Raw genomic sequence first — 24,502 nt, forward strand, 5'->3', positions numbered from 1 at the left:
TATAGACAATTAGTTTCTCATTCAGCAAGGAATTGCCATGTCTCAGTTTCATCTTATCGCACCGTCGGGCTACTGCATCAATCAGGACGCGGCACAACGGGGCGTTCAGCGCTTACTGGGCTTCGGCCACCAAGTAGAAAATCAGACGATTATCCCTCGCCGCCAGCAGCGTTTTGCCGGAACCGAGGCCCAGAGACTGAATGATATCAACAGCCTGGTGAACCTGAAGGGTGAGGATCGGATCGTGCTTGCGGTGCGGGGGGGCTATGGCGCGAGCCGGTTACTGGAGAGTATTGACTGGCAAGGTCTGGCACAGCGTCAACAGCAGGATCCGCTGCTGATATGCGGCCACAGCGACTTCACGGTGATCCAGCTTGGGCTGCTGGCGCTGCATAACGTCATTACCTTCAGCGGCCCGATGCTGGCCGGAAATTTTGGTGCGCCGGCGCTCGATGCGTTTACCCTTGAGCATTTCTGGCGCGCCCTGCGAAACCCCACCTACAGCATAACGTGGCAAGGCCAGGGGCAGCACTGGGCCTGTGAAGGCCAGCTCTGGGGTGGTAACCTGGCAATGCTGGTCTCGCTCATCGGTACGCCGTGGCTGCCGGACATCGAAGACGGTATTCTGGTGCTGGAAGATATTAACGAACATCCGTTCCGCGTCGAGCGCATGTTATTGCAGCTTTATCATGCCGGGATCCTTGAACGTCAGTCTGCAATCGTGCTGGGCAGTTTTAGCGGTGCGGCACCCAATGATTACGACGCCGGTTACTCCCTTGAAACGATGGTTGATTTCATTCGTTCCCGTCTCGATATCCCGGTTATCACCGGTCTGGATTTTGGCCATGAGCAACAAACCGTAACCCTTGCGCTGGGGGCACATGCGTCCCTGATACATGATGATTCAGGCAGTCGGTTAACAATAAGCGGTCATCCGGTCATAAAGGCATAAAAAAGCCGTTAAACCCCTTAATAAAACGCTGTTGCCGTGGTTAATATGTTAGGGTTTTAGTAACAGCGTTAACATTGAGGTGGGAGTAAGACAACATTGGATGCCGCAGCGATAATCAGCCTTTTCATTCTGGGTTCTGTGCTTGTAACCTGTAGTATATTATTAAGTTCATTTTCATCGCGTCTCGGCATACCTATTCTCGTTATTTTCCTTGCTATCGGCATGCTGGCTGGCATCGATGGCATCGGCGGTATTCCTTTCGATAACTACCCTTTCGCCTACATGGTGAGTAACCTCGCGCTGGCAGTGATCCTGCTGGACGGCGGGATGCGCACTCAGGCGAGCTCGTTCCGCGTCGCCTTAGGGCCGGCGCTGTCGCTCGCGACCGTAGGCGTATTAATCACATCAGGCCTGACCGGGATGATGGCCGCCTGGCTGTTCCATCTCAATATCATGGAAGGCTTGCTGATTGGCGCTATTGTCGGTTCAACCGATGCGGCGGCGGTCTTTTCCCTGCTTGGCGGTAAAGGGCTTAACGAACGTGTTGGCTCCACGCTTGAGATTGAATCCGGCAGTAACGATCCCATGGCGGTGTTTCTCACCATCACGCTGATTGAGATGATCCAGCAGCACGAAAGCGGGCTGAGCTGGATGTTTGCCTGGCATATCCTGCAGCAGTTTGGTCTGGGGATTATTCTTGGCCTCGGCGGCGGCTATCTGCTGCAGCAGATGATCAACCGGATTTCACTTCCGGCCGGGCTTTACCCTCTGCTGGCGCTGAGCGGCGGCATTCTGATTTTTGCCGTCACCACCGCGCTGGATGGCAGCGGCATTCTTGCCGTCTACCTCTGCGGCTTCCTGATGGGTAACCGCCCTATTCGCAACCGTCACGCCATTTTGCAGAACTTCGACGGACTGGCCTGGCTGGCGCAAATTGGCATGTTCCTGGTGCTTGGCCTGCTGGTTACCCCTTCAGACCTGCTGCCTATCGCCGTGCCGGCGCTGATGCTGTCGGCATGGATGATCTTCTTCGCCCGTCCACTGTCGGTGTTTGCAGGCCTGCTGCCGTTTCGCGGCTTTAACCTGCGCGAGCGTATCTTTATCAGTTGGGTGGGTTTGCGCGGCGCGGTGCCGATTATCCTTGCCGTGTTCCCGATGATGGCGGGCCTGGATAATGCCCGACTGTTCTTCAACGTCGCATTCTTCGTTGTTTTGATTTCACTCCTGTTCCAGGGCACGTCACTCGGCTGGGCGGCGAAAAAGGCAAAAGTGGTGATCCCCCCCGTTGGCTGGCCCGTCTCCCGCGTCGGGCTGGATATTCATCCGGAAAACCCGTGGGAACAGTTTGTGTATCAGCTTAGCGAAGACAAATGGTGCGTGGGCGCGTCGCTGCGCGATCTGCATATGCCCGCCGAAACGCGGATTGCCGCCTTGTTCCGCGACAATGTTCTGCTTCACCCTACCGGCAGCACCCGTCTGCGTGAAGGGGATATTTTGTGCGTGATTGGCCGCGAGCGCGACCTGCCCGCGCTGGGTAAATTGTTCAGCCAGTCGCCACCGGTGGCGCTGGATCAGCGTTTCTTCGGCGATTTTATTCTGGAAGCGAGCGCCAAATTTGCGGATGTTGCCTTGATTTACGGTCTGGATGAAGGGCTGGAGTATCGCGATAAGCAGCAAACGCTGGGGGAAATTATCCAGCAACTGCTTGGCGCAGCACCCGTTGTTGGTGACCAGGTTGAGTTTGCCGGGATGATCTGGACGGTGGCCGAGAAAGAAGATAACGCGGTACGCAAAGTCGGCGTAAGGCCGATGGAAGAAGAGTCAGAGTAGTTTAGGTTTCGTGTCTTACTGGCCGGGGAAGGCGTTATCGCCCCCCGGCACATCGCATAGTTACACCGTCACAACCGGTACGCGCGGCGCCAGAGCGCACATCAGCTCATAGCCAACGGTCCCTGCAGCAGCGGCCACATCGTCAATTTTAATTTCATTTCCCCACAGCTCAACCGGTGAACCAATCCCCGCCTGCGGGCACGGCGTGAGGTCTACCGCCAGCATATCCATTGAGACCGTCCCCACGGTACCCGTGCGAACACCATCCACCCACACCGGCGTGCCGGTCGGAGCGATACGCGGGTAGCCGTCGGCATAGCCTCCCGCCACAATGCCAATTCGCTGTTCGCCTGTCGCCCGGTAACGGCTGCCGTAGCCCACCGTGGAACCGGCCTTCAGCGTTTGTACGCCGATGATTTCGCTGCGCAGGGTCATCACCGGTTTCAGGCCGCTGTTGGCAATATCCTGCCACTGCCCTGACGGTGACGCGCCGTACAGAATGATCCCCGGGCGTACCCAGCTGTAGTGCGCCTCCGGGTGCCACAGCGTGGCCGCCGAGTTAGAGAGCGAGCGCGAACACGCCAGACCTTCAGCCGCCTGCTCAATCCGCACCATCGCCTCGGCGATGCCATCGGGTTTTTCCGCGTCGGCAAAGTGCGCCATCAGCGTCATTTCGCCCACATTCTTGATGCCGCGCAGCTGTTGCCATACCGTATGTACCCGCTCGGGCTGGAAGCCCAGGCGGTTCATGCCGCTGTTCACCTTGAGATAAATGTCGAGCGGAGCATGCAGTCTGGCGTCCTGCAGGGCTTTAACCTGCCAGTTGCTGTGAATGCTGGTGGTCAGCCGGTACTTATCCAGCAACGGTAGATCGTCGGCATGGAAGAACCCTTCCAGCAATAAGATAGGGCCTTTCCAGCCACGCTCGCGCAGCAAAATGGCCTCTTCCAGATTCAGTAACGCAAAACCGTCGGTCGCGCTGAGCGCGCTCCAGATGCGGTCAATACCGTGGCCGTAGGCGTTCGCTTTCACCACCGACCAGACGCGTGAACCTGGCGCAGCACGGCGAACAATCTGCAGGTTATCCTTCAGGGCCTGCAAGTCCAGCTGAGCCAGAACAGGACGGGACATGACAACTCCTTAGTTATGCGCGCCGTGCAGGTGCTGTGGACGCGAGGGGGTGAACCCAGATTGATAGCGCGCGGCACTTAAATCGTCAAACGGAATTGCCGGGGTGCGCCCGGAAATCAAGTCGCTCAACAGCTGACCTGAGCCACAGGCCATTGTCCAGCCGAGGGTGCCGTGTCCGGTATTCGTCCACAGGTTTTTGAACGGGGTGCGGCCCACAATCGGCGTGCCGTCTGGCGTCATTGGACGCAGACCGGTCCAGAACGTGGCCTGCTCGACAAAACCGCCGCGTGGGAAGAGATCGCCCACGACCATCTCCAGCGTTTCACGACGCGGCTGCAGCAGCTCGGTGTTGAAGCCGACAATCTCCGCCATGCCGCCTACGCGGATACGGTTGTCGAAACGAGTAATGGCGATTTTATAGGTTTCATCCAGAATGGTGGAGACGGGTGCACCGCTGTCCTCTTTCACCGGGATGGTCAGGGAGTACCCCTTCAGCGGATAGACCGGAATGTCCAGAATGCCCTTCAGCATGGCGGTGGAGTAAGAGCCAAAGGCCATGACGTAGGCATCCGCTTTGATCACCTCTTCGCCGCATTTCACGCCGTAAATATTACCGCCTTCCGACAGCAATTTATCGACGGGCGTGTTAAAGCGGAATGTTACCCCTGCCTGCTCGCACATCTGCGCCAGACGCTGGGTAAAGAGCTGACAGTCGCCGGTTTCATCGTTGGGTAAACGCAGGCCGCCCGTCAGTTTGTGGGACACCTCCGCCAGCGCTGGCTCAACCTGTCCCAGCTGGCTGGCCTCGAGGAGTTGGTACGGAACACCGGCATCTTCCAGCACGGCGATATCGCGGGTGGCGTTTTCGTACTGTTGCGCCGTGCGGAACAGCTGCAACGTACCGCCCTGACGGCCTTCGTACTCGATGCCTGTGGTGGCGCGCAAGGTTTTCAGGCAGTCACGGCTGTATTCCGCCAGACGCACCATACGCCCTTTGTTTTCCATGTAATGGCGGGTGTCGCAGTTGCGCAGCATCTGCCACATCCACTTAAGCTGGAACTGCGTGCCGTCGAGGCTAATGGCCAGCGGCGCATGGCGCTGGAACATCCATTTAATCGCCTTCAGTGGCACACCGGGAGCCGCCCACGGTGCCGCATAGCCCGGAGAGATTTGCCCGGCATTCGCCGCGCTGGTTTCCAGCGCAGGGCCTGGCTCACGATCGATAACGGTAACGTCATGCCCCGCCTGACTTAAATACCAGGCGCTGGTTACGCCAACCACACCACTTCCCAGTATGACAACACGCATAGCCACTCCATAATGTGCAAAAGAACAATCTTCTAATTACAGATTGATAACCTAGTTGAAAATATTATTCAACATACGACTTTTTTATGGTGACTTATCTCACATCTTCCCCTACTGGCGGGGAAAGGACTTATTTGGGATCTCCTGCTGCGCGTTATTTTTAACCAGCATAAAACTCTGCGTGAACCGCTTTTTTTACCGTATTGAAAACGGGAAATCGTAAAGAAAAAATTTCTGCTCCAGCACGCTTTTTAACACGTTGATCTATGCTTGAAAGGAGGCTCTCCAGACAGAGAGAGCACCCACAACGAGGGCGCGCTAATGGCTACTATTGATTCCCTGAACAAGGACAACACACGTCTCAGCGATGGACCCGACTGGACCTTTGAGTTGCTGGATGTCTACCTCGCTGAAATCGACCGGGTAGCAAAACTCTATCGCCTGGATACCTATCCTCACCAGATTGAAGTCATAACCTCCGAACAGATGATGGATGCCTATTCCAGCGTCGGGATGCCGATCAATTATCCGCACTGGTCGTTTGGTAAAAAATTTATTGAAACGGAACGGCTGTATAAACACGGCCAGCAGGGGCTGGCGTATGAAATCGTCATCAACTCCAACCCGTGTATCGCTTACCTGATGGAAGAGAACACCATTACCATGCAGGCGCTGGTGATGGCGCATGCCTGCTACGGGCACAACTCTTTCTTCAAGAATAACTATCTTTTCCGCAGCTGGACGGACGCCAGCTCGATCGTCGATTACCTGATCTTCGCCCGTAAATACATTACCGACTGCGAAGAGCGCTACGGCGTCGATGAAGTGGAGAAACTGCTCGACTCCTGCCATGCGCTGATGAACTACGGCGTAGACCGCTACAAACGACCGCAGAAAATTTCCCTGCAGGAGGAGAAAGCCCGGCAGAAAAGCCGCGAGGAGTATCTGCAAAGCCAGGTGAATATGCTGTGGCGCACCTTGCCTAAGCGTGAAGAAGAGAAAGCTGTCGCTGAGGCGCGCCGCTACCCGTCTGAGCCACAGGAAAACCTGCTCTACTTTATGGAGAAGAACGCGCCGCTGCTGGAGTCATGGCAGCGTGAGATCCTGCGCATTGTGCGTAAGGTCAGCCAGTACTTCTATCCGCAAAAACAGACGCAGGTGATGAACGAAGGCTGGGCGACATTCTGGCATTACACCATCCTCAACCATCTGTATGACGAGGGGAAAGTCACCGAACGGTTTATGATGGAATTCCTCCACAGCCATACCAACGTGGTGTTCCAGCCACCTTACAACAGCCCGTGGTACAGCGGCATTAACCCGTATGCCCTCGGCTTTGCGATGTTCCAGGACATCAAACGTATCTGTCAGTCGCCAACGGAAGAGGACAAATACTGGTTCCCTGATATTGCCGGTTCGGACTGGCTGGAAACGCTGCATTTTGCGATGCGCGATTTCAAGGATGAGAGCTTTATTAGCCAGTTTATGTCGCCGAAGATCATGCGCGATTTCCGCTTCTTCACCGTGCTGGATGATGACCGTAACAATTTCCTGGAAATTTCAGCGATTCATAACGAAGAGGGATACCGGGAGATCCGCTCTCGCCTCTCTTCCCAGTACAACCTGAGCAATCTTGAACCCAATATTCAGGTATGGAACGTGGATCTCCGCGGTGACCGCTCTCTGACGCTGCGCTACATCCCGCACAACCGTGCCCCGCTGGATAAAGGGCGCAAAGAGGTGCTGAAGCATGTGCACCGCCTGTGGGGCTTTGACGTGCTGCTGGAGCAGCAGAATGAAGACGGTAGCGTGGAGCTGCTGGAGCGCTGCCCGACGCGGATGAATACGCTGTAGTGCCTGCCTGAACCGAAACGCCCGCGTCAGGGCGAAAAAAAACCTCTCAGCTGAGAGGTTTTTTCTTTTAGCGGGTCTGGATGGCCAGGTCACCCGGCAGTGTTTTTTGCATCCGGTGCCAGATTTCACCTGAGTCGCGGCCGTAGCGGCGCACGGTTTCATACACCTGATCGTGCTGACCGGTGGAGCAGAGCTCGCTCAGCTTGTGGTAAAAGCCCAGCGCCAGACTGCGGGCTTCCGGATTGGCAAAGTAGTGACGACCGATACGGGTATAGAGCCCTTTCATGCCGTTAAGGATGAGGCCGTAAATCGGGTTACCGGAGGCAAACGCCAGGCCGCGGAAGATGTTGTAATCAAGGGTGGCAAACGCATCCGCATGGTCTTCCACCTGGTTGGCACTGGCAAGAACCTGGAGCGCATCTTCCGGGTGCTGACGGAAAGCCGTACGAATAAAGATGGTAGCGATATTGGTACGCACGGAGAGCAGATTATCAATCAGCTGCGGCACGCTTTCATGATCGAGGCGCGCCAGCGTTTCAAGAATATTCAGCCCGGAGGTTTCCCAGAAATTGTTTACTTTTGTTGGTTTGCCATGCTGAATCGTCAACCACCCATCACGCGCCAGTCGCTGGAGCACTTCCCGAAGCGTGGTGCGAGTGACGCCAATCAGTTCAGAGAGTTCGCGTTCAGCCGGAAGAATGGACCCTGCAGGGAAACGATTATTCCAGATGCTTTCAATGATGTACTCTTCCGCGAAACCCGCCGGGCTCTGCGCCTTAATGACCATAGTGAGATTTCCATTACACAGCTTTAGCAAATTGCACTCATCATACCAGAGGCTCGCAGAGGCAGATAGCGCAGCAGTGAGAGAAAAGAGGGATCGCCGTTTCATTTTTATGAAATTTACATTGCAGCCGAATCCCCCTCCAGACCGTGATTTTTGCGTATACTGATGTTTTGTTTTACTTCACGGGGAAGAACGTCTGTCGTGGAAATTTCTTTTGGGCGCGCGTTATGGCGCAATTTTTTAGGCCAGTCTCCCGACTGGTACAAGCTGATACTTCTGGTGTTCCTGGTTGTTAATCCTCTCATCTTTATTGTGCACCCGTTTATAGCCGGGTGGCTGCTGGTCGCGGAGTTTATCTTCACCCTGGCCATGGCGCTGAAGTGCTATCCCCTGCTGCCTGGCGGTTTGCTGGCCATTGAAGCGGTTGTCATTGGCATGACCAGCGCCGAGCATGTAAAAGCAGAACTGGCCTCAAACCTTGAAGTGCTTCTGCTGCTGATGTTTATGGTGGCCGGCATCTACTTTATGAAACAGCTTCTGCTGTTTATTTTTACCCGCCTGCTGCTGAGCATTCCTTCAAAAACGCTTTTGTCGCTGGCTTTCTGCGTGGCTGCGGCATTTCTTTCAGCCTTCCTGGATGCGCTGACGGTGGTCGCCGTGGTGATAAGCGTCGCGGTCGGGTTTTATGGTATTTATCACCGGGTGGCCTCTTCACGTCCCGGCGATGACCTGCTTGATGACAGCCAGGTCGATAATGACCACCGCGAGGTGCTGGAACAGTTCCGCGCCTTCCTGCGCAGCCTGATGATGCATGCCGGCGTGGGGACCGCCCTGGGCGGCGTGATGACGATGGTGGGTGAACCGCAAAACCTGATTATTGCTAAAGCTGCGGGCTGGCATTTTGGTGATTTCTTCCTGCGAATGGCACCGGTGAGCATACCGGTTCTGGTGTGCGGTCTGGCGACCTGTGTGGTGGTGGAGAAATTCAGCCTCTTTGGCTATGGCGCGCATATTCCGGCGCCCGTGCGTCAGGAGCTGCAGAAATTCGACCAGCAAAGCCGTAGCCAGCGGACACGGCAGGAGACGCTGCGTCTTATTGCACAGGGCGTCATTGGCGTCTGGCTTATCGCCGCGCTGGCGTTTCATCTTGCCGAAGTCGGTTTAATTGGCCTGTCGGTGATTATTCTCGCCACCAGTTTTACCGGCGTGACGGATGAGCATGCGATTGGCAAAGCCTTTACGGAAGCCCTGCCCTTTACCGCCCTGCTGGCCGTCTTTTTTGCGGTCGTCGCGGTGATCATCGACCAGAAGCTTTTCGCACCGATCATTACCTTTGTCTTGCAGGCGGCACCGGATGCTCAGCTTTCGCTGTTTTATCTGTTTAACGGGCTGCTGTCGTCTATCTCGGATAACGTGTTTGTTGGCACGGTCTACATCAACGAGGCCAAAACGGCCATGGAGCAAGGCGTCATCAGCGCCGGACAGTTCGAACTGCTGGCGGTGGCAATTAACACCGGGACCAACCTGCCGTCGGTGGCGACGCCCAACGGTCAGGCAGCGTTTCTGTTCCTGCTGACCTCTGCGCTGGCTCCACTCATACGTCTTTCTTATGGGCGAATGGTCTGGATGGCGCTTCCCTATACGCTGGTGCTCACGCTTGTAGGATTGCTTTGCGTCAAAATTACCCTTATTCCCTGTACGCAATGGTTGATACAAGCGGGTATACTTGCCGCGCAGTAAACCTGATATATCGGGCAGCTTGCTGCCCGTTTACCTTTTCGCACGATAAACATCCAATTACGTTTTATTTCGTCAGGTACAGGTGGCGCGAAAAACGAATTCGTTTACACTGCGCTTTCTAAGCATGTTCCAGGGAAATGATTATGTTGAGATTTTTAAACCAGTGCTCTCGCGGTCGCGGAGCGTGGTTGTTAATGGCCCTGACCGCCTTTGCGCTGGAAATGGTCGCGCTGTGGTTCCAGCATGTGATGGGACTTCAGCCTTGCGTACTCTGTATTTACGAACGCTGTGCATTGTTCGGCATTATGGGTGCGGGTCTGGTGGGTGCGATTGCCCCTAAATCGCCGTTACGCTATGCCGCAATTGCCATCTGGCTGTACAGCGCCTGGAAAGGTATTGAGCTCTCCTGGCAGCACACCATGATGCAACTGCATCCGTCACCTTTTATGACCTGCGATTTCGCCGCCCGCTTCCCGAGCTGGCTGCCGCTTGATAAGTGGCTGCCGCAGGTGTTTGTTGCTTCCGGTGACTGCTCTGTGCGCCAGTGGGAATTCCTGAGCCTTGAGATGCCGCAGTGGCTGGTGGGGATTTTTGTGGCCTACTTCATTGTGGCGCTGCTGGTGCTCATCGCACAACCGTTCAAACCCAAGAAACGCGACCTGTTTGGCAGGTAAAAAAAACCCGCTTCGGCGGGTTTTTTCTTATCCACGGTTGGGATGATTCATGATGTGATCTTCCCAGTCCTGTACCTCTGACTCTTTCACCGCAATATGACGCACAGAGATGCGTTCACCGTGCATCGCCGCTTTGGAGCCCGTCAGCAGCGGGTGCCATTTTGGCAGGTCTTTGCCTTCCGCCAGCAGACGATAGGCGCAGGTATGCGGCAGCCATTCGAAGGTGGGCAGGTTCTCACGGGTAAGCTTGATGCAATCCGGCTCGTACTCGAAGCGACGCTCATAGTTGCGACACTGGCAGGTTTTGATGTTCAGCTGCTTGCAGGCAACGTTGGTGAAATAGATTTCGTCCGAATCTTCATCCATCAGTTTATGCAGGCAGCACTGCCCGCAACCGTCACACAACGATTCCCACTCCACGTCTGTCATTTGGTCGAGAGTTTTGCTTTGCCAGAAAGGAATGTTGTTCATCAGGATGTCCACACGTCAAAAGAGAGCGCACCTTATAACGAGTCTGGCACGTTGTTGCAAGTTTTGCCGCCCTCTTCAGGCGGCAAGATGCTTTTACAGCACGCGAGTTTTCAGTGACAGGCCGTTAAAACTGACGTCCAGTTCGTCACCGGCCTGCAGCGGGCCGACACCTTCTGGCGTACCGGTGAGGATCACATCGCCCGGTTTCAGGGTAAAGAAGCGGCTCATGTAGGCAATCAGCGGCACAATTTTATGGATCATATCTGCCGTGGTGCCCTGCTGGCGGATCTCGCCGTTAACCTTCAGGCTGAGCGGGGTGTTCTGCGGATCGTCGGTAAATTCACTTACCGGAATAAAACCGGAGATCGGGCAAGCGTTATCAAACCCTTTGGCCTTTTCCCACGGCTGCCCCGCTTTCTTCATTTTGCCCTGAACATCACGCAGGGTCAGGTCGAGCGCGACACCGTATCCGGCAATCGCCTTTTGCACATGCTCTTCGGAGGCCTGACGCAGCGTCGCGCCAATCAGCACGGCCAGCTCCACTTCATGATGCACCGACCCCAACCCCTGCGGCAGCGCCAGCGGCTGGCGAATGTCGCACAGCGCGGTTTCTGGCTTGATGAACAGGACCGGCTCGTCTGGCGTCGCGCTGCCCATCTCCTGAATATGTTTGGCATAGTTACTGCCTACGCAGACCACTTTGCTGACGGGATAATCCAGTAATGCACCTTGCCAGTTATGATGTTGATACATGTACGACCCCTAAACGGTTGATGTGTTAACCCCGAAAACAGCCGGGACTATTTTTTCCCGTTCACCTCAAGATGCTGTTTTAATAAATTCTCGGGTGGTGGCGGGAGTTGTAAATAATAGCCTTGCTCCGCTAATGCGGTTTTCACTTTTTCCAGATCGGCGTTGACCAGTTTCTTACGGCCATCCAGCGGCAGCAGCATCGCCAGCTGAGGTCGGCCAAAATTCTTCATTAATTCTTCAGGTACGCGCGAAAAATCGTCTTTCTTTTCGACATAAAGATAGGTCTGGTCACGACTTGTACTTCTGTAGATCACACAAAACATGTTTTTACTCTGAATTAATGGGTGGTTGCTTGCCTCAATATACTCCTGACTATAACATGCCTGATACTCTTCGGAATATCGCAACGGCGGTGTTGCGGTTAATAGCAAATTGAGTAAGGCCAGGATGTCAAACACGCCAATCGAGCTTAAAGGCAGTAGCTTCACCTTATCAGTGGTACATTTGCATGATGCAAAACCCGAGGTTATTCGTCAGGCGTTAGAAGACAAAATTGCGCAGGCTCCCGCTTTTCTGAAACATGCCCCCGTCGTCGTGAATGTCAGTGGTCTGGATGCACCGGTTAACTGGAAACTTCTCCAGCAAGCCGTGGCCGCGACCGGGCTGCGTATCGTCGGTATCAGCGGCTGCAAAGATGCTGAGCTGAAAGCAGAAATTGACCGTGCGGGTCTGCCCATTCTGACCGAAGGCAAAGAAAAAGCCGCGCGTCCTGCCCCTGCGGCAGTCCAAACGCCCCCTCCTCCGGTGCAAAACGTTACACCTGTCACAAAAACGCGATTGATTGATGTGCCGGTTCGTTCCGGTCAGCGCATTTATGCACCAAACTGTGATCTGATTGTTACAAGCCACGTCAGCGCTGGCGCAGAGCTGATTGCAGATGGCAATATTCACGTATACGGTATGATGCGTGGGCGTGCGCTCGCGGGTGCAAGTGGTGACAGGGATGCGCAAATATTTTGTACTCATCTGACGGCGGAACTGGTGTCCATCGCAGGTGAATATTGGCTGAGCGACAAGATCCCAGCCGAATTTTATGGCAAAGCGGCTCGTCTGCGACTGGCAGACGACGCGTTGACCGTTCAACCGTTGAATTGATCCCTTTTTAACAAGGAATTTCTATGGCACGCATTATTGTTGTTACTTCGGGTAAAGGAGGCGTTGGCAAGACCACCTCCAGCGCGGCCATCGCTACTGGTTTGGCCCAGAAGGGAAAGAAAACCGTCGTTATCGATTTCGATATCGGTCTGCGTAACCTCGACCTGATCATGGGATGTGAACGTCGCGTGGTCTATGACTTCGTGAACGTCATTCAGGGCGACGCCACACTGAACCAGGCGCTGATTAAAGACAAGCGCACCGAAAACCTCTACATCCTTCCGGCTTCTCAGACGCGTGATAAAGACGCCCTGACCCGCGAAGGCGTGGAAAAGGTGCTCGACGAGCTGAAAAAAATGGAGTTTGACTTCGTTGTCTGTGACTCCCCTGCCGGCATCGAAACGGGCGCCCTGATGGCACTCTACTTCGCTGATGAAGCCATCATCACCACCAACCCTGAAGTCTCATCCGTGCGTGACTCGGACCGTATTCTGGGGATCCTCGCCTCCAAATCGCGTCGTGCGGAAAATGGCGAAGAACCCATTAAAGAGCACCTGCTGCTGACCCGCTATAACCCGGGTCGCGTGAACAAAGGTGACATGCTTAGCATGGAAGACGTGCTGGAGATCCTGCGCATCAAACTGGTCGGCGTGATCCCGGAAGATCAATCCGTATTGCGCGCCTCTAACCAGGGCGAGCCAGTGATCCTGGATACAATGGCAGATGCAGGTAAAGCGTACGCGGATACCGTTGACCGTCTGCTGGGAGAAGAACGTCCTTTCCGCTTCATTGAAGAAGAGAAGAAAGGTTTCCTCAAACGCCTGTTCGGAGGATAAGTTATGGCATTACTGGACTTTTTTCTCTCGCGGAAAAAGAACACCGCCAACATCGCAAAAGAACGACTGCAAATCATCGTTGCGGAGCGTCGTCGTAGTGACGCCGAGCCACACTACCTGCCGCAGCTGCGTAAGGACATCCTGGAAGTGATCTGTAAGTATGTGCAGATTGACCCGGAGATGGTCACGGTGCAGCTGGAGCAAAAAGACGGGGATATTTCGATTCTGGAGCTGAACGTTACGCTCCCGGAAGCCGAAGAGTCACGTCCGTAGTTCGGGATTGTGTATCCCCGGTAAGCGTATGCCGCCGGGGAAATGTGCCGGGCATGTCAGCATGACCCGGCATTTTCATTATCGCGGATAACCTTCCAGCACAGTATTCAGGCGATCGGCCATCAATTCCCCGCGCCAGCCCGCCATCATTTCCGGCAAACCATTCTGAGGTTTCAGCTTCCAGTGCCAGTTCAGCAGCTGGTTAATCTGACGGCGTGACGCCAGCAGTTCCGCGCCCAGTTTGCTTTGCGTCGCGACGTCCTGCACCAGCGCTTTGATATCCTTGAACGCCTTGCGATAGCCCGGCATATCCATCAGATTTAGCAGTGGCTCCGGCAGTGCTTCGTCCGGCATTTCCTGCGCTTTTGCCACCAGCGCAAGCAGGGTTTTACCGTGGAAACGGATCTCGCTGCCGGAAAGCCCGATGCTGTCCAGTTCGCCCATGCTGCCCGGCATATACCGCGCGACCGCCCAGAGGTGTTCTTCGCGTACCACAAAGTTAACGGCCAGATCGCGCTCGCGTGCTTTACGCAAACGCCAGTCCGCTAACAGCTGCAGACACGCCAGCTGACGCGTACGCAGCTGCCAGGCGTTACTGATATCGCGCCAGGCCTCTTTCGGATCAACCACTTCCTGACGACGCTGCTGCGTCATTCGGCACTCATCCAGCGCGGCGGGCAACCAGCCTGACGCTTCCGCCTCTTTCATCAGCTGGCCGGCAATCGGCAGGAGGTAAAACACGTCTGCCGCCGCGTATTCCAGTTGACGCTCGGTTAATGGGCGTGCCAGCCAGTCGGTGCGGGATTCGCTTTTATCCAGCGTCAGGCCCGTATACTCCTCAACCATGGCGGCAAAGCCCCATGAGAGCGGTCGATTACTGAAGGCCGCGAGGATCTGCGTATCAATCAACGGTTGTGGCATGACGCCAAAAGTATTCAAAAAGACTTCCAGATCTTCACTGCCTGCGTGCAGGTATTTCGTTACCGCAGTATCGAGCAGCAGGTCACGCATCGGCGTCCAGTCGGTAATGCCGAGCGGGTCGATCAGCGACACGTGTTTACCGTCGTACATCTGAATCAACCCCAGCTGCGGATAGTAGGTCCGGGTACGGACAAACTCGGTATCCAGGGCAATGGCAGGAAAGTCGCGCGTCACTTCGCACAGCGAAGCCAGCTCGTCGTTGGTCGTGATCATCTGGTAATTCAAAACGGATTCTCTTTTGTTTGCGCCCATAAAAAACGCCGGCTTAACCGGCGTCTGGGCGATTAGCGTGAAGCTCAGGCCTTATTGTCTACTTTGCCACGGGCTTCGTCACGTAATTCTCGTCGTAATATCTTTCCGACATTCGATTTCGGCAGTTCCTCGCGAAACTCAACCAGCTTCGGCACCTTGTAGCCGGTCAGCTGACGACGACAGAAGGTGATCAGCGCCTCCTCCGTAAGAGAAGGATCTTTTTTGACCACAAAAATCTTCACCGCCTCGCCGCTGCTCCCGGAAGGGACGCCTACGGCAGCCACTTCGAGCACGCCGCTGTGCTGCATCACCACATCTTCGATTTCATTCGGGTAGACGTTGAAACCGGAAACCAGGATCATGTCTTTCTTACGATCGACGATACGCAGGAAGCCCTCTTCATCCATCACGGCGATATCACCGGTGTGCAGCCAGCCGTCTTTGATAATTTCATCGGTCGCATCGGGACGTTGCCAGTAGCCCAGCATCACCTGCGGCCCTTTGACACAGAGTTCGCCCGGTTCACCTGGCGCCACTTCGTTATCGTCATCATCAACCAGTTTGGCTTCGGTCGATGGAACCGGCAGGCCAATGCTTCCGCTGTGATAGTCGATATCGTGCGGATTCACACTGACCAGCGGGGCGCACTCCGTCAGGCCATAGCCTTCCAGTAAATACTGACCCGTCAGTTTCATCCAGCGTTCGGCAACGGCCTGTTGAACCGGCATACCGCCACCCGCAGAGAGGTGCAGCGTGGAGAAATCGAGCTTCTGGAACTCTTTGTTGTTGAGCAGCGCGTTAAACAACGTATTCACCCCGGTCATGGCGGTGAACGGATATTTCGCCAGCTCTTTCACCAGCCCCGGAATATCTCGCGGGTTCGTGATCAATACGTTTTGACCGCCCAGCTCAATAAACAGCAGACAGTTCATGGTCAGCGCGAAGATGTGATAAAGCGGAAGCGCGGTGATCACCAGCTCTTTTCCGTGGTGCAGCAACGGTCCGTAGGTGGCATTCACCTGCTCAAGGTTTGCCAGCATGTTACGGTGTGTCAGCATGGCGCCTTTAGCCACACCCGTTGTGCCGCCGGTGTACTGCAGAAACGCGAGGTCTTCTGATACCACTTCCGGTTTAACGTATTGCATGCGGTAGCCCGCCTGCAGCGCACTGCGGAAGGAGATCGCGTCCGGCAGGTGGTATTTCGGCACCAGACGTTTGATGTATTTGACGACAAAGTTAACCAGTGTCCCTTTGGCGGTAGAGAGTTGATCCCCCATACGCGTCAGGATAACGTGTTTAACCTGGGTTTTGTCGACCACTTTTTCCAGCGTGTGGGCAAAGTTAGAGACAATCACAATGGCGGCGGCACCGCTGTCGTTGAGCTGATGCTCCAGTTCCCGCGGCGTATACAGTGGGTTAACGTTGACAACAATCATCCCGGCACGCAGGACACCGAACAGTGCCACCGGGTATTGCAGCAGGTTCGGCATCATCAGCGCGACGCGGTCCCCTTTTTGCAGCCCCAGCCCTTCCTGCAGATAGGCGGCGAACGCCCGACTACGCTCCTCAAGTTTACGGAACGTCATGACCTCGCCCATATTCACAAAAGCAGGCTGGTCTGCGTAACGCCTCACCGAGTGTTCAAACAATTCAACCAGGGATTGATAACGGTCAGGATTGATCTCGGCAGGAACATCTGCGGGATAACGGTTAAGCCAAACCTTCTTCAATGCATCACCTCTGAAATGAGTGTTCGTCGTCATCACAACCCCGATAATAAACAGTTTGTTAACATTATATTAACTCAGCGTACCAGTTTATTAATTGTTCAGATTTAAGGTTGCGAAGCGCGTCACTCTTTTTTTTCGTTTTATTCGTAAAAAACAGAGACAGCGGCTGAGCCGCTGTCTCTTTTCTAACAATTACAGGGAGTTACTCAGTAACGATTGTCTGAACCTGTGCAGGCCCCTGGTTATACCAGCCCCAGCCCGGGTAGCCATACCGATAAGGATGTGGACCCCACATCCACGGATCCATCGGCTGAGGTGGCATGATGACCTGCTGTGTCAGCCGCCAGCGCTTATACCCGTTGACCTGCATGGTCATAAATTTATACGGCGTGTTGCCGACTTTGCCCTCTACCGAACCGGTAATCGGGCCGACGACGGTGACCAGCTGTCCGCGAAAATCGACCGGGTCGAGAAAACCGCCAACGTCGGCATAAATACGCCCGCGGGAAGGTTCGCCAAGGATCGGCCGCGCACCGCTATCCAGCGGAACGGTGGCAATCTCCAGACGGGTTTTCCCCTGCTGGTTTTGCACCTCGATAACCTTGCCGCCAAAGCGCGCTTCCTGGCCGACGTAAAGCTCAGGCGCATTCATCACGCGAACCAGATCCTGCTGTGGCGTGGGGCTGCTGCCCTTAATCGCATCAGGAACGGAAACGCATCCGCTCAGTGCTATGGCCACTGCGCCTGCCATAAAAAGGCGTACAACGTTAGTCTGAACCGCCATGATGCGACTCCTTTTTCTCAGTTCCTGTTACTGAGATTCATTCCCGGCCTGGAAGTTTCTTCCACGCGACGGTGTTTCGCAAATAAACCGGCTCCGCATGTTCAACGGCCACGGTTTTGCCCGCCTCAAGCAGTTGACAGGCGATGGGAAGCATATCCTCTGCGGCGGGCAGAAGCATGTTGCCGTCTGTCAGCGTGATCCCGGTGCCGTTAGCCATCTCTGGCCATGCCGGCCAGCCGGTGCCTACTGTCGCCCACTCGCCGGACAGCTGTTTCAGCCGCTCGGTCACCGCTTCCGGCTTGAGGACAGCCTCGGTCTCTTCACCGTGCCAGATGCCATTTTCATCGCGGGTGTATTCTGCCCAGTAAACTTCTCCCATTCGGGCGTCAATGGCCGCCAGAACGCGCGTTGCCCCGGTCATACGCCATGCGCCCTGCGCCATGGTTGCCAGCGTGGAAACACCGATCATCGGCAGTTCTGCGCCCAGCGCCAGCCCCTGCGCAATGCCAATTCCAATGCGTACGCCCGTAAAGCTGCCGGGGCCACGGCCAAAGGCCAGTGCGTCGAGGTCGGTTAAGGTGGTGTTGCCCCGGGTTAAAATCTCTTTAACCAGAGGCAGAATGCGTTGGGTGTGTTCTCGTGGGCACTCTTCGAAATGAGCAGAGATAGCACCGTCGTTCAACAGAGCAACAGAACAGGCCTCTGTCGCGGTATCAATAGCCAGAATTCGCATCAGTCGTCGCGCTCTCGCAATGGTCAGTCACAAAATGGCGCGCATCTTAGCATACTCACGGGCAAATTACTCCGCCGTTGGGTTTGCCAGGAAGCGAACCGCGCGTTTAATGTCCCGCGTGCGCGGCGCGGGCGGCAAGCTGGCAAGGAAGGTCGCACCGTAAGGGCGCATCACCAGCCGGTTATCGCATATGACCAGCACGCCGCGGTCGTCTGTGTCGCGAATCAGGCGCCCTACCCCTTGTTTAAGGGTGATCACCGCGTCCGGTAGCTGGACCTCATCAAAAGGATCGCCGCCGCGCAAACGGCAGTCTTCCATACGTGCCTTCAGCAGCGGATCGTCCGGTGAGGTAAACGGCAGTTTATCGATGATCACCAGCGACAGGGTATCTCCCCGCACGTCCACCCCTTCCCAGAAGCTGCTGGTGGCTACCAGCAGGGCGTTACCGGCACTGACAAACTGCTGTAACAGTTGCCCTTTGCTGGTCTCACCCTGAAGCAGAACCGGCAAAGTCATGGTGGCGCGGAACTGCTCCGCCAGATCGCGCATCATCGCGTGGGAGGTGCAGAGCATAAAACAGCGGCCGTTGTTGGCCTCGATCATCGGCCTGAGCATTGCCGCCAGCAGGCGCGCCGCGCCGGGCTGGTTAGGCAGAGGCAGATTACGCGGAACGCAGAGCAAGGCCTGTTTTTCATAATCAAACGGGCTGGGCAGCAGCAGCGACTCCGCCTCCTCAATCCCCAGACGCCCGGTAAAGTGGTGTAGATCGTCATTCACCGAAAGGGTTGCCGACGTGAAGATCCAGCTTCCTGGTTTTTGCGCCATCACCTCTTTGAATTTATCCGCCACCGTCAGCGGCGTCAGAGCCAGCGTGAAATGGCGGGAGGTGCATTCATACCAGTAGCTGAACCCCGGCTGATTTATCTCTTTCAGCCGTTTGAGGCGTGCCCGATAGAGCGTGGCGCGCTCAAAGGCGGCATCCAGCAGTGCGGAACGGCCGAGCGATAGTTTCGCCACGTCGTAACAAAGCTCAAGGGCATCATCGAGCAGCAACAGCGCGCGCTGGATATTTTTGTCTGCCAGCAGCTCACGCAGATTACCGCGATAGCCCGGCTCCCCCAGTTGCAGGCGAAAATCCTGCGCACTTTGCGCCAGGCGGTCAGCACACTTCTGCAGCTGTTGGGTATCTTTTAACTCGGTGCGGTAGGCAATGGTGAAATCTTTCGCTAAGTCCTGCAGCTGGCGGCTGGAGAGCGACTGGCCAAAATACTGACTGGCGATGTCAGGAAGCTGGTGGGCTTCATCGAAGATCATTACGTCCGCTTCCGGGATCAATTCGCCAAAGCCGCTATCTTTAACCACCATATCGGCAAGGAAGAGATGGTGGTTGACCACCACGACATCCGCGTCCATGGCGGTTTTACGCGCTTTTACCACAAAACAATCTTTATACAGCGGGCAGTCGCTCCCCAGGCAGTTGTCGTTGGTACTGGTGACCAGCGGCCAGGCGGGAGAGTCTTCCGGCACGCTCGCGCAGGTGCTGATATCCCCCTCCTCCGTCTGATTGGCCCAGGCGCGAAGAATAATGACATCGCTGAGCGTCTGCACCGGCAGATCACCGCCCGCCAGCGCCTGCTGCTCAAGCCGTTCAAGGCAGAGGTAGTTGGAGCGGCCTTTCAGCAACGCCAGGCGGCCTTTATACTTCAGGGCGTTGGCGACCGTGGGCAGATCGCGGCTGTAAAGCTGGTCCTGCAGCGCTTTAGACCCGGTGGAGATGATCACTTTCTTTTTAGCCCGCAGCGCTGGCGCCAGGTAGGCATAGGTTTTGCCCGTGCCGGTACCGGCTTCCACCACCAGCGGCTGCGCGGTGTCGATTGCGCGGGCCACGGCATGCGCCATCTGCCGCTGGGGTTCACGCGGTTTAAAACCGGGAATCGCCTGTGCTAACTGACCTTCTGGGGAAAAATCGTCTGCCACGTTGCTCTCTCACTGTATTTTTGCACAGGGATTATGTCAGCCCATCCTCTCCAGTGCCACCCCAAATAGTGACGAGGGGAACACAATATGGCAGTCTTGCCGACTGACATGAAAATAACGAGGAAACGTTTATGACAATTGTGCGCATTGATGCCGAAGCACGCTGGTCTGATGTGGTCATCCATAACCAGACGCTCTACTACACCGGTGTACCGGAAAATCTCGACGCAGATGCCTTCGAACAGACGGCGAATACGCTGGCGCAGATTGACGCCGTGCTGGAAAAGCAAGGCAGCGATAAATCACGCATTCTGGATGCGACCATTTTTCTTGCCAGTAAAGACGATTTTGCGGCGATGAATAAAGCCTGGGATGCCTGGGTTGTGGCGGGACATGCGCCCGTACGGTGTACCGTACAGGCGACGCTGATGAAGCCGGAATACAAAGTCGAAATTAAGATTATCGCGGCGGTTTAAGCCGGATTACTCCTCTTCATCATCCTCAAAACGCGCCACGATCCGCTCGCCGGTGTGGGTGGCGCGAAGTTCATTAGCAACTTGCGTGATCGCCTGTCCGCTGCTCATCCCCTGGGACATCAGTTCCTGAATACGCTCAACCGCTTTCTGCTGCTGGTCATGGCTCAGAGAAGGTAAACCTGCAAACATTGTCAACTCCTGCTAAATTATCCGCGCTAATTATTTCACGCTGCCCGGTAGTATGCCACACATGAACCCGTTACCCCCTACAGTCATTTCGTTACCCTGGCGTTCAGACGCCGCGGAATTCTGGTTTGCCCGCCTCAGCCATCTTCCTTTTGCGATGTTGCTGCACTCCGGTTATGCGGATCATCCCTATAGCCGCTTTGATATTCTGGTTGCCGACCCTCTGCAGACCCTGATAACACAAGGGAATATGACTACGACGGGCGAAACGCAGTCAACGGACGATCCGCTGTCATTACTTCAGCAGGCGCTGGACGCGCTGGACTTAACCGTCCCGCAAAATCCCGACCTTCCCTTCCAGGGAGGTGCGCTGGGCTTGTTCGGCTATGATTTAGGTCGCCGCTTCGAAACCTTGCCGGAGACTGCACAGGACGACATTCCGCTGCCGGATATGGCGGTGGGGCTTTACGACTGGGCAATAATCGTCGATCACCACAAGCAGGCGGTTTCTCTGCTCAGCCATCAGGATGTGTCCGCCCGGCTTGCCTGGCTTGAGGCACAGGTCCCCGTCGCGACAGCGGATTTCCACCTGACCTCTGCGTGGCGCGCCAACATGACCGCGCGGGAGTACGCCGCGAAGTTTGAGCGGGTTCAGGGCTATCTGCAGAGTGGTGATTGCTATCAGGTCAACCTTGCCCAGCGTTTTCAGGCAACCTGTGAAGGCGATGAGTGGCAGGCATTTACCCGCCTCAACGCCAGTAACCGGGCACCGTTCAGTGCATTTCTGCGCCTGGAACAGGGCGCTATCCTGAGCCTCTCGCCCGAGCGTTTTATTCATCTTGCCGATGGCACTATTCAGACGCGACCGATCAAAGGCACGCTTCCCCGGCTGGCCGATCCTGTTGCCGACCGCCAGCAGGCGGAAAAACTGGCGGCCTCGTTAAAAGATCGCGCTGAAAACCTGATGATTGTCGACCTCATGCGTAACGACATTGGCCGGGTCGCTGTACCGGGAAGCGTGCGTGTCCCTGAACTGTTTATCGTCGAGCCGTTCCCCGCGGTACATCACCTGGTCAGCACCATTACCGCGCAACTGCCCGCCTCGCGCACGGCCTGCGATCTGCTTCGCGCCGCGTTCCCGGGGGGCTCGATAACCGGCGCGCCTAAAGTGCGGGCAATGGAAATAATCGATGAGCTGGAACCGCATCGTCGAAACTCCTGGTGCGGCAGCATTGGCTATATCAGTCTCTGCGGTACGCTGGATACCAGCATCACCATTCGAACGCTGACCGCCTGTAACGGGAATCTGTACTGTTCCGCAGGGGGCGGAATTGTTGCGGATAGCCAGGTCGATGCGGAATATCAGGAAACCTTTGATAAAGTTAACCGTATCCTGAAACAACTGGAGTAATGACGGGTGGAAAAAGAGAACCTGACGCTGGATGATTTTCTGTCGCGCTTTCAGCTTTTGCGGCCCAACGTGAGCCGCGAAGCCCTCAATCAACGTCAGGCAGCGGTGTTGATCCCGGTGGTCCGTCGTGAGCAGCCGGGTCTGCTGCTCACCCAGCGTTCGCCACATTTACGTAAGCACGCCGGTCAGGTCGCCTTTCCGGGCGGCGCCGTGGACAGTTCTGACGCCTCGCTGATTGCTGCCGCGCTGCGCGAAGCCCAGGAAGAGGTCGCCATTCCGCCTGAAGCGGTTGAGATCATTGGCGTGCTGCCGCCGGTCGACAGCGTGACCGGTTTTCAGGTCACACCGGTGGTCGGCATTATCCCGCCGGATCTGCAATATCACGCCAGCGTCGATGAAGTGTCTGCGGTGTTTGAGATGCCGCTGGAAGAGGCTCTTCGGCTCGGGCGTTATCATCCGCTGGATATCCAGCGTCGGGGTCATGCGCACCGGGTGTGGTTGTCCTGGTATCAGCATTATTTTGTCTGGGGCATGACGGCGGGCATCATTCGTGAACTGGCGCTGCAAATCGGCCTGAAACCTTGACTATACTTTACATTCCACCCTCTTCTGCCAGGTTTGCGATCGGCGTCGCGCTATTAGCAAAACCATCGTTAACCATTAGTTTAATTCATGTGAATAGTTAAGCCGAGGTTGGTCTTCCCTCTTACACTATGCGCAGTTATAACATCGTTACTGGAACCCCGGTAACCCTGTCAGGAGTGTGAAAGTGATTAGTATATTCGACATGTTCAAAGTGGGAATTGGCCCTTCGTCTTCCCATACTGTTGGCCCGATGAAGGCCGGTAAACAGTTCGTCGATGATCTGGTCGAAAAAGGATTACTGGAAAGCGTTACCCGTGTCGCCGTGGATGTTTACGGCTCACTGTCATTAACGGGTAAAGGCCACCACACCGATATCGCCATTATTATGGGTCTGGCGGGCAATATGCCGGATACCGTAGATATTGATGCCATTCCGGCATTTATCCGCGACGTGGAAACGCGCGGCCGCCTGCTGCTGGCAAACGGTCAACATGAAGTGGATTTCCCGCATGATGACGGCATGCGTTTTCGTAGCGATAACCTCTCCCTGCATGAAAACGGTATGCAGATCCACGCCTTTAACGGCGACAAAGTGATCTACAGCAAAACCTATTACTCCATTGGCGGTGGTTTTATCGTTGATGAGGAACACTTTGGCAAAGATACAACGGGCGATGTGAACGTACCTTACCCGTTCAAGTCCGCCAAAGAGATGCTGGACTACTGCCATGAAACCGGTCTGTCACTTTCCGGCATGGTGATGCAGAACGAACTGGCGCTGCACAGCAAAAAAGAGATTGAAGACTATTTTGCGAACGTGTGGCAAACCATGCAGGCCTGTATCGATCGCGGCATGAACACCGAAGGCGTACTGCCTGGGCCACTGCGCGTACCGCGTCGCGCCTCTGCGCTGCGCCGTATGCTGGTCACCACAGACAAATTCTCTAACGACCCGATGAACGTGGTCGACTGGGTGAACATGTTTGCGCTGGCGGTGAACGAAGAAAACGCCGCGGGTGGCCGGGTGGTGACTGCACCAACGAACGGCGCGTGCGGTATCGTTCCGGCGGTACTGGCCTACTACGATCACTTTATTGAACCCGTAACGCCTGATATCTACATTCGCTACTTCCTGGCAGCAGGGGCGATTGGTGCGCTGTACAAGATGAATGCGTCTATCTCTGGCGCTGAAGTGGGCTGTCAGGGTGAAGTGGGCGTGGCCTGTTCTATGGCCGCGGCCGGTCTTGCAGAGCTGCTGGGTGCCAGCCCGGAGCAGGTCTGTGTGGCGGCTGAAATCGGTATGGAACATAACCTCGGTCTCACCTGTGATCCGGTTGCGGGTCAGGTGCAGGTACCGTGCATTGAACGTAACGCTATCGCGTCGGTAAAAGCGATCAACGCCACGCGTATGGCCATGCGCCGTACCAGCGAGCCACGCGTTTCGCTGGACAAGGTTATCGAGACCATGTACGAAACCGGTAAAGACATGAACGCCAAATATCGTGAGACCTCCCGCGGCGGTCTGGCGATAAAGGTACAGTGCGACTAACCGTTTCGCCTCAACGCCTCTCTCGCCCATCTTCCACGGATGGGCGAATTTTTATCCCTTTCTCGTCGACTTAA

At 55.5% G+C, this 24,502-nt stretch carries 24 protein-coding genes; 12 read left to right on the plus strand and 12 right to left on the minus strand.

Going from position 1 to position 24,502, the window contains the following annotated elements; translation table 11 throughout:
• The first annotated feature begins 37 nt into the window (after nt 1–37).
• Both ldcA and AC2FAP_RS08205 read left to right on the plus strand, forming a co-directional pair.
• The gene (gene ldcA / locus AC2FAP_RS08200) at nt 38–952 is read left to right on the plus strand and encodes a muramoyltetrapeptide carboxypeptidase (RefSeq protein WP_485452904.1); all 915 of its coding nucleotides are present in this window, start codon (nt 38–40) and stop codon (nt 950–952) included.
• 96 nt (nt 953–1,048) lie between these two features.
• Nucleotides 1,049–2,782, plus strand: coding sequence for a potassium/proton antiporter (locus tag AC2FAP_RS08205; protein WP_014170573.1), 1,734 nt, complete (start codon nt 1,049–1,051; stop codon nt 2,780–2,782).
• Between the two features lie 60 nt (nt 2,783–2,842).
• On the opposite strand, the gene dadX is transcribed toward AC2FAP_RS08205, so the two are convergent.
• Together dadX and AC2FAP_RS08215 are read right to left on the minus strand one after the other, a co-directional pair.
• On the minus strand, nt 2,843–3,913 hold the full coding sequence (gene dadX / locus AC2FAP_RS08210) for a catabolic alanine racemase DadX (protein ID WP_025203876.1): 1,071 nt from the start codon (nt 3,911–3,913) through the stop codon (nt 2,843–2,845).
• A 9-nt stretch (nt 3,914–3,922) separates the two neighbouring features.
• Nucleotides 3,923–5,221, minus strand: a complete 1,299-nt coding sequence (locus tag AC2FAP_RS08215) for a D-amino acid dehydrogenase (protein ID WP_020883441.1) — start codon at nt 5,219–5,221, stop codon at nt 3,923–3,925.
• A gap of 321 nt (nt 5,222–5,542) precedes the next feature.
• Between AC2FAP_RS08215 and AC2FAP_RS08220 the strand changes: the two genes are divergently transcribed.
• Nucleotides 5,543–7,075 carry a SpoVR family protein gene (locus AC2FAP_RS08220; RefSeq protein WP_020883440.1) on the plus strand — a complete coding sequence of 511 codons (1,533 nt, stop codon included), beginning with the start codon at nt 5,543–5,545 and terminating at the stop codon, nt 7,073–7,075.
• A 67-nt stretch (nt 7,076–7,142) separates the two neighbouring features.
• On the opposite strand, the gene fadR is transcribed toward AC2FAP_RS08220, so the two are convergent.
• A complete protein-coding gene (gene fadR, locus AC2FAP_RS08225; RefSeq protein WP_025203875.1) occupies nt 7,143–7,862 on the minus strand; it encodes a fatty acid metabolism transcriptional regulator FadR in 720 nt (239 codons plus the stop codon).
• A gap of 201 nt (nt 7,863–8,063) precedes the next feature.
• On the opposite strand from fadR, the gene nhaB reads away from it, so the two are divergent.
• Complete coding sequence (nhaB, locus tag AC2FAP_RS08230; RefSeq protein ID WP_020883438.1) at nt 8,064–9,602, plus strand: Na(+)/H(+) antiporter NhaB; 1,539 nt, start codon at nt 8,064–8,066, stop codon at nt 9,600–9,602.
• Nucleotides 9,603–9,745: 143 nt separating this feature from the next.
• Nucleotides 9,746–10,276 carry a disulfide bond formation protein DsbB gene (gene dsbB, locus AC2FAP_RS08235; protein WP_020883437.1) on the plus strand — a complete coding sequence of 177 codons (531 nt, stop codon included), beginning with the start codon at nt 9,746–9,748 and terminating at the stop codon, nt 10,274–10,276.
• Between the two features lie 27 nt (nt 10,277–10,303).
• Here dsbB and AC2FAP_RS08240 read toward each other — a convergent pair whose 3' ends face one another.
• From AC2FAP_RS08240 to AC2FAP_RS08250, 3 genes are all read right to left on the minus strand, one after another.
• Nucleotides 10,304–10,747 carry a YcgN family cysteine cluster protein gene (locus AC2FAP_RS08240; protein ID WP_020883436.1) on the minus strand — a complete coding sequence of 148 codons (444 nt, stop codon included), beginning with the start codon at nt 10,745–10,747 and terminating at the stop codon, nt 10,304–10,306.
• Nucleotides 10,748–10,840: 93 nt separating this feature from the next.
• Nucleotides 10,841–11,500, minus strand: a complete 660-nt coding sequence (locus AC2FAP_RS08245; RefSeq protein WP_020883435.1) for a fumarylacetoacetate hydrolase family protein — start codon at nt 11,498–11,500, stop codon at nt 10,841–10,843.
• Between the two features lie 47 nt (nt 11,501–11,547).
• Nucleotides 11,548–11,823 (minus strand): YcgL domain-containing protein, encoded by a 276-nt coding sequence (locus tag AC2FAP_RS08250; protein WP_020883434.1) that lies wholly within the window; start codon nt 11,821–11,823, stop codon nt 11,548–11,550.
• Nucleotides 11,824–11,947: 124 nt separating this feature from the next.
• On the opposite strand from AC2FAP_RS08250, the gene minC reads away from it, so the two are divergent.
• The 3 genes from minC to minE are packed head-to-tail and all read left to right on the plus strand — an operon-like array spanning nt 11,948 to nt 13,764.
• The gene (minC, locus tag AC2FAP_RS08255; RefSeq protein WP_020883433.1) at nt 11,948–12,655 is read left to right on the plus strand and encodes a septum site-determining protein MinC; all 708 of its coding nucleotides are present in this window, start codon (nt 11,948–11,950) and stop codon (nt 12,653–12,655) included.
• 23 nt (nt 12,656–12,678) lie between these two features.
• On the plus strand, nt 12,679–13,491 hold the full coding sequence (gene minD, locus AC2FAP_RS08260; RefSeq protein ID WP_014170584.1) for a septum site-determining protein MinD: 813 nt from the start codon (nt 12,679–12,681) through the stop codon (nt 13,489–13,491).
• 3 nt (nt 13,492–13,494) lie between these two features.
• The gene (gene minE / locus AC2FAP_RS08265; RefSeq protein ID WP_008500504.1) at nt 13,495–13,764 is read left to right on the plus strand and encodes a cell division topological specificity factor MinE; all 270 of its coding nucleotides are present in this window, start codon (nt 13,495–13,497) and stop codon (nt 13,762–13,764) included.
• Nucleotides 13,765–13,842: 78 nt separating this feature from the next.
• Here the strand turns inward: minE and rnd are convergent, their stop codons facing one another.
• From rnd to yoaA, 5 genes are all read right to left on the minus strand, one after another.
• Nucleotides 13,843–14,958 (minus strand): ribonuclease D, encoded by a 1,116-nt coding sequence (rnd, locus tag AC2FAP_RS08270; RefSeq protein ID WP_123266851.1) that lies wholly within the window; start codon nt 14,956–14,958, stop codon nt 13,843–13,845.
• An 83-nt stretch (nt 14,959–15,041) separates the two neighbouring features.
• Nucleotides 15,042–16,727: a long-chain-fatty-acid--CoA ligase FadD gene (fadD, locus tag AC2FAP_RS08275; protein WP_032669980.1), complete on the minus strand. Its 1,686-nt coding sequence runs from the start codon at nt 16,725–16,727 to the stop codon at nt 15,042–15,044.
• 202 nt (nt 16,728–16,929) lie between these two features.
• Nucleotides 16,930–17,511, minus strand: coding sequence for a Slp family lipoprotein (locus tag AC2FAP_RS08280; RefSeq protein ID WP_449541747.1), 582 nt, complete (start codon nt 17,509–17,511; stop codon nt 16,930–16,932).
• Nucleotides 17,512–17,548: 37 nt separating this feature from the next.
• On the minus strand, nt 17,549–18,244 hold the full coding sequence (gene tsaB / locus AC2FAP_RS08285) for a tRNA (adenosine(37)-N6)-threonylcarbamoyltransferase complex dimerization subunit type 1 TsaB (protein WP_014170589.1): 696 nt from the start codon (nt 18,242–18,244) through the stop codon (nt 17,549–17,551).
• Nucleotides 18,245–18,310: 66 nt separating this feature from the next.
• Nucleotides 18,311–20,221 carry a DNA repair helicase YoaA gene (gene yoaA, locus AC2FAP_RS08290; RefSeq protein ID WP_014170590.1) on the minus strand — a complete coding sequence of 637 codons (1,911 nt, stop codon included), beginning with the start codon at nt 20,219–20,221 and terminating at the stop codon, nt 18,311–18,313.
• 131 nt (nt 20,222–20,352) lie between these two features.
• On the opposite strand from yoaA, the gene AC2FAP_RS08295 reads away from it, so the two are divergent.
• Nucleotides 20,353–20,697 (plus strand): RidA family protein, encoded by a 345-nt coding sequence (locus AC2FAP_RS08295; RefSeq protein WP_014170591.1) that lies wholly within the window; start codon nt 20,353–20,355, stop codon nt 20,695–20,697.
• 6 nt (nt 20,698–20,703) lie between these two features.
• Here the strand turns inward: AC2FAP_RS08295 and AC2FAP_RS08300 are convergent, their stop codons facing one another.
• Nucleotides 20,704–20,886: a YoaH family protein gene (locus tag AC2FAP_RS08300; RefSeq protein WP_020883426.1), complete on the minus strand. Its 183-nt coding sequence runs from the start codon at nt 20,884–20,886 to the stop codon at nt 20,704–20,706.
• A gap of 61 nt (nt 20,887–20,947) precedes the next feature.
• Between AC2FAP_RS08300 and pabB the strand changes: the two genes are divergently transcribed.
• The 3 genes from pabB to sdaA all read left to right on the plus strand — a co-directional run bounded on the left by pabB (nt 20,948) and on the right by sdaA (nt 24,428).
• Nucleotides 20,948–22,294 (plus strand): aminodeoxychorismate synthase component 1, encoded by a 1,347-nt coding sequence (pabB, locus tag AC2FAP_RS08305; RefSeq protein ID WP_449541748.1) that lies wholly within the window; start codon nt 20,948–20,950, stop codon nt 22,292–22,294.
• Nucleotides 22,295–22,300: 6 nt separating this feature from the next.
• Nucleotides 22,301–22,879 carry a CoA pyrophosphatase gene (locus tag AC2FAP_RS08310; protein ID WP_014170594.1) on the plus strand — a complete coding sequence of 193 codons (579 nt, stop codon included), beginning with the start codon at nt 22,301–22,303 and terminating at the stop codon, nt 22,877–22,879.
• A 184-nt stretch (nt 22,880–23,063) separates the two neighbouring features.
• Nucleotides 23,064–24,428, plus strand: coding sequence for an L-serine ammonia-lyase (gene sdaA / locus AC2FAP_RS08315; RefSeq protein ID WP_020883424.1), 1,365 nt, complete (start codon nt 23,064–23,066; stop codon nt 24,426–24,428).
• Nucleotides 24,429–24,502 lie beyond the last annotated feature (74 nt).

The sequence above is a fragment of the Enterobacter cloacae complex sp. 394I7 genome (assembly GCF_057320345.1).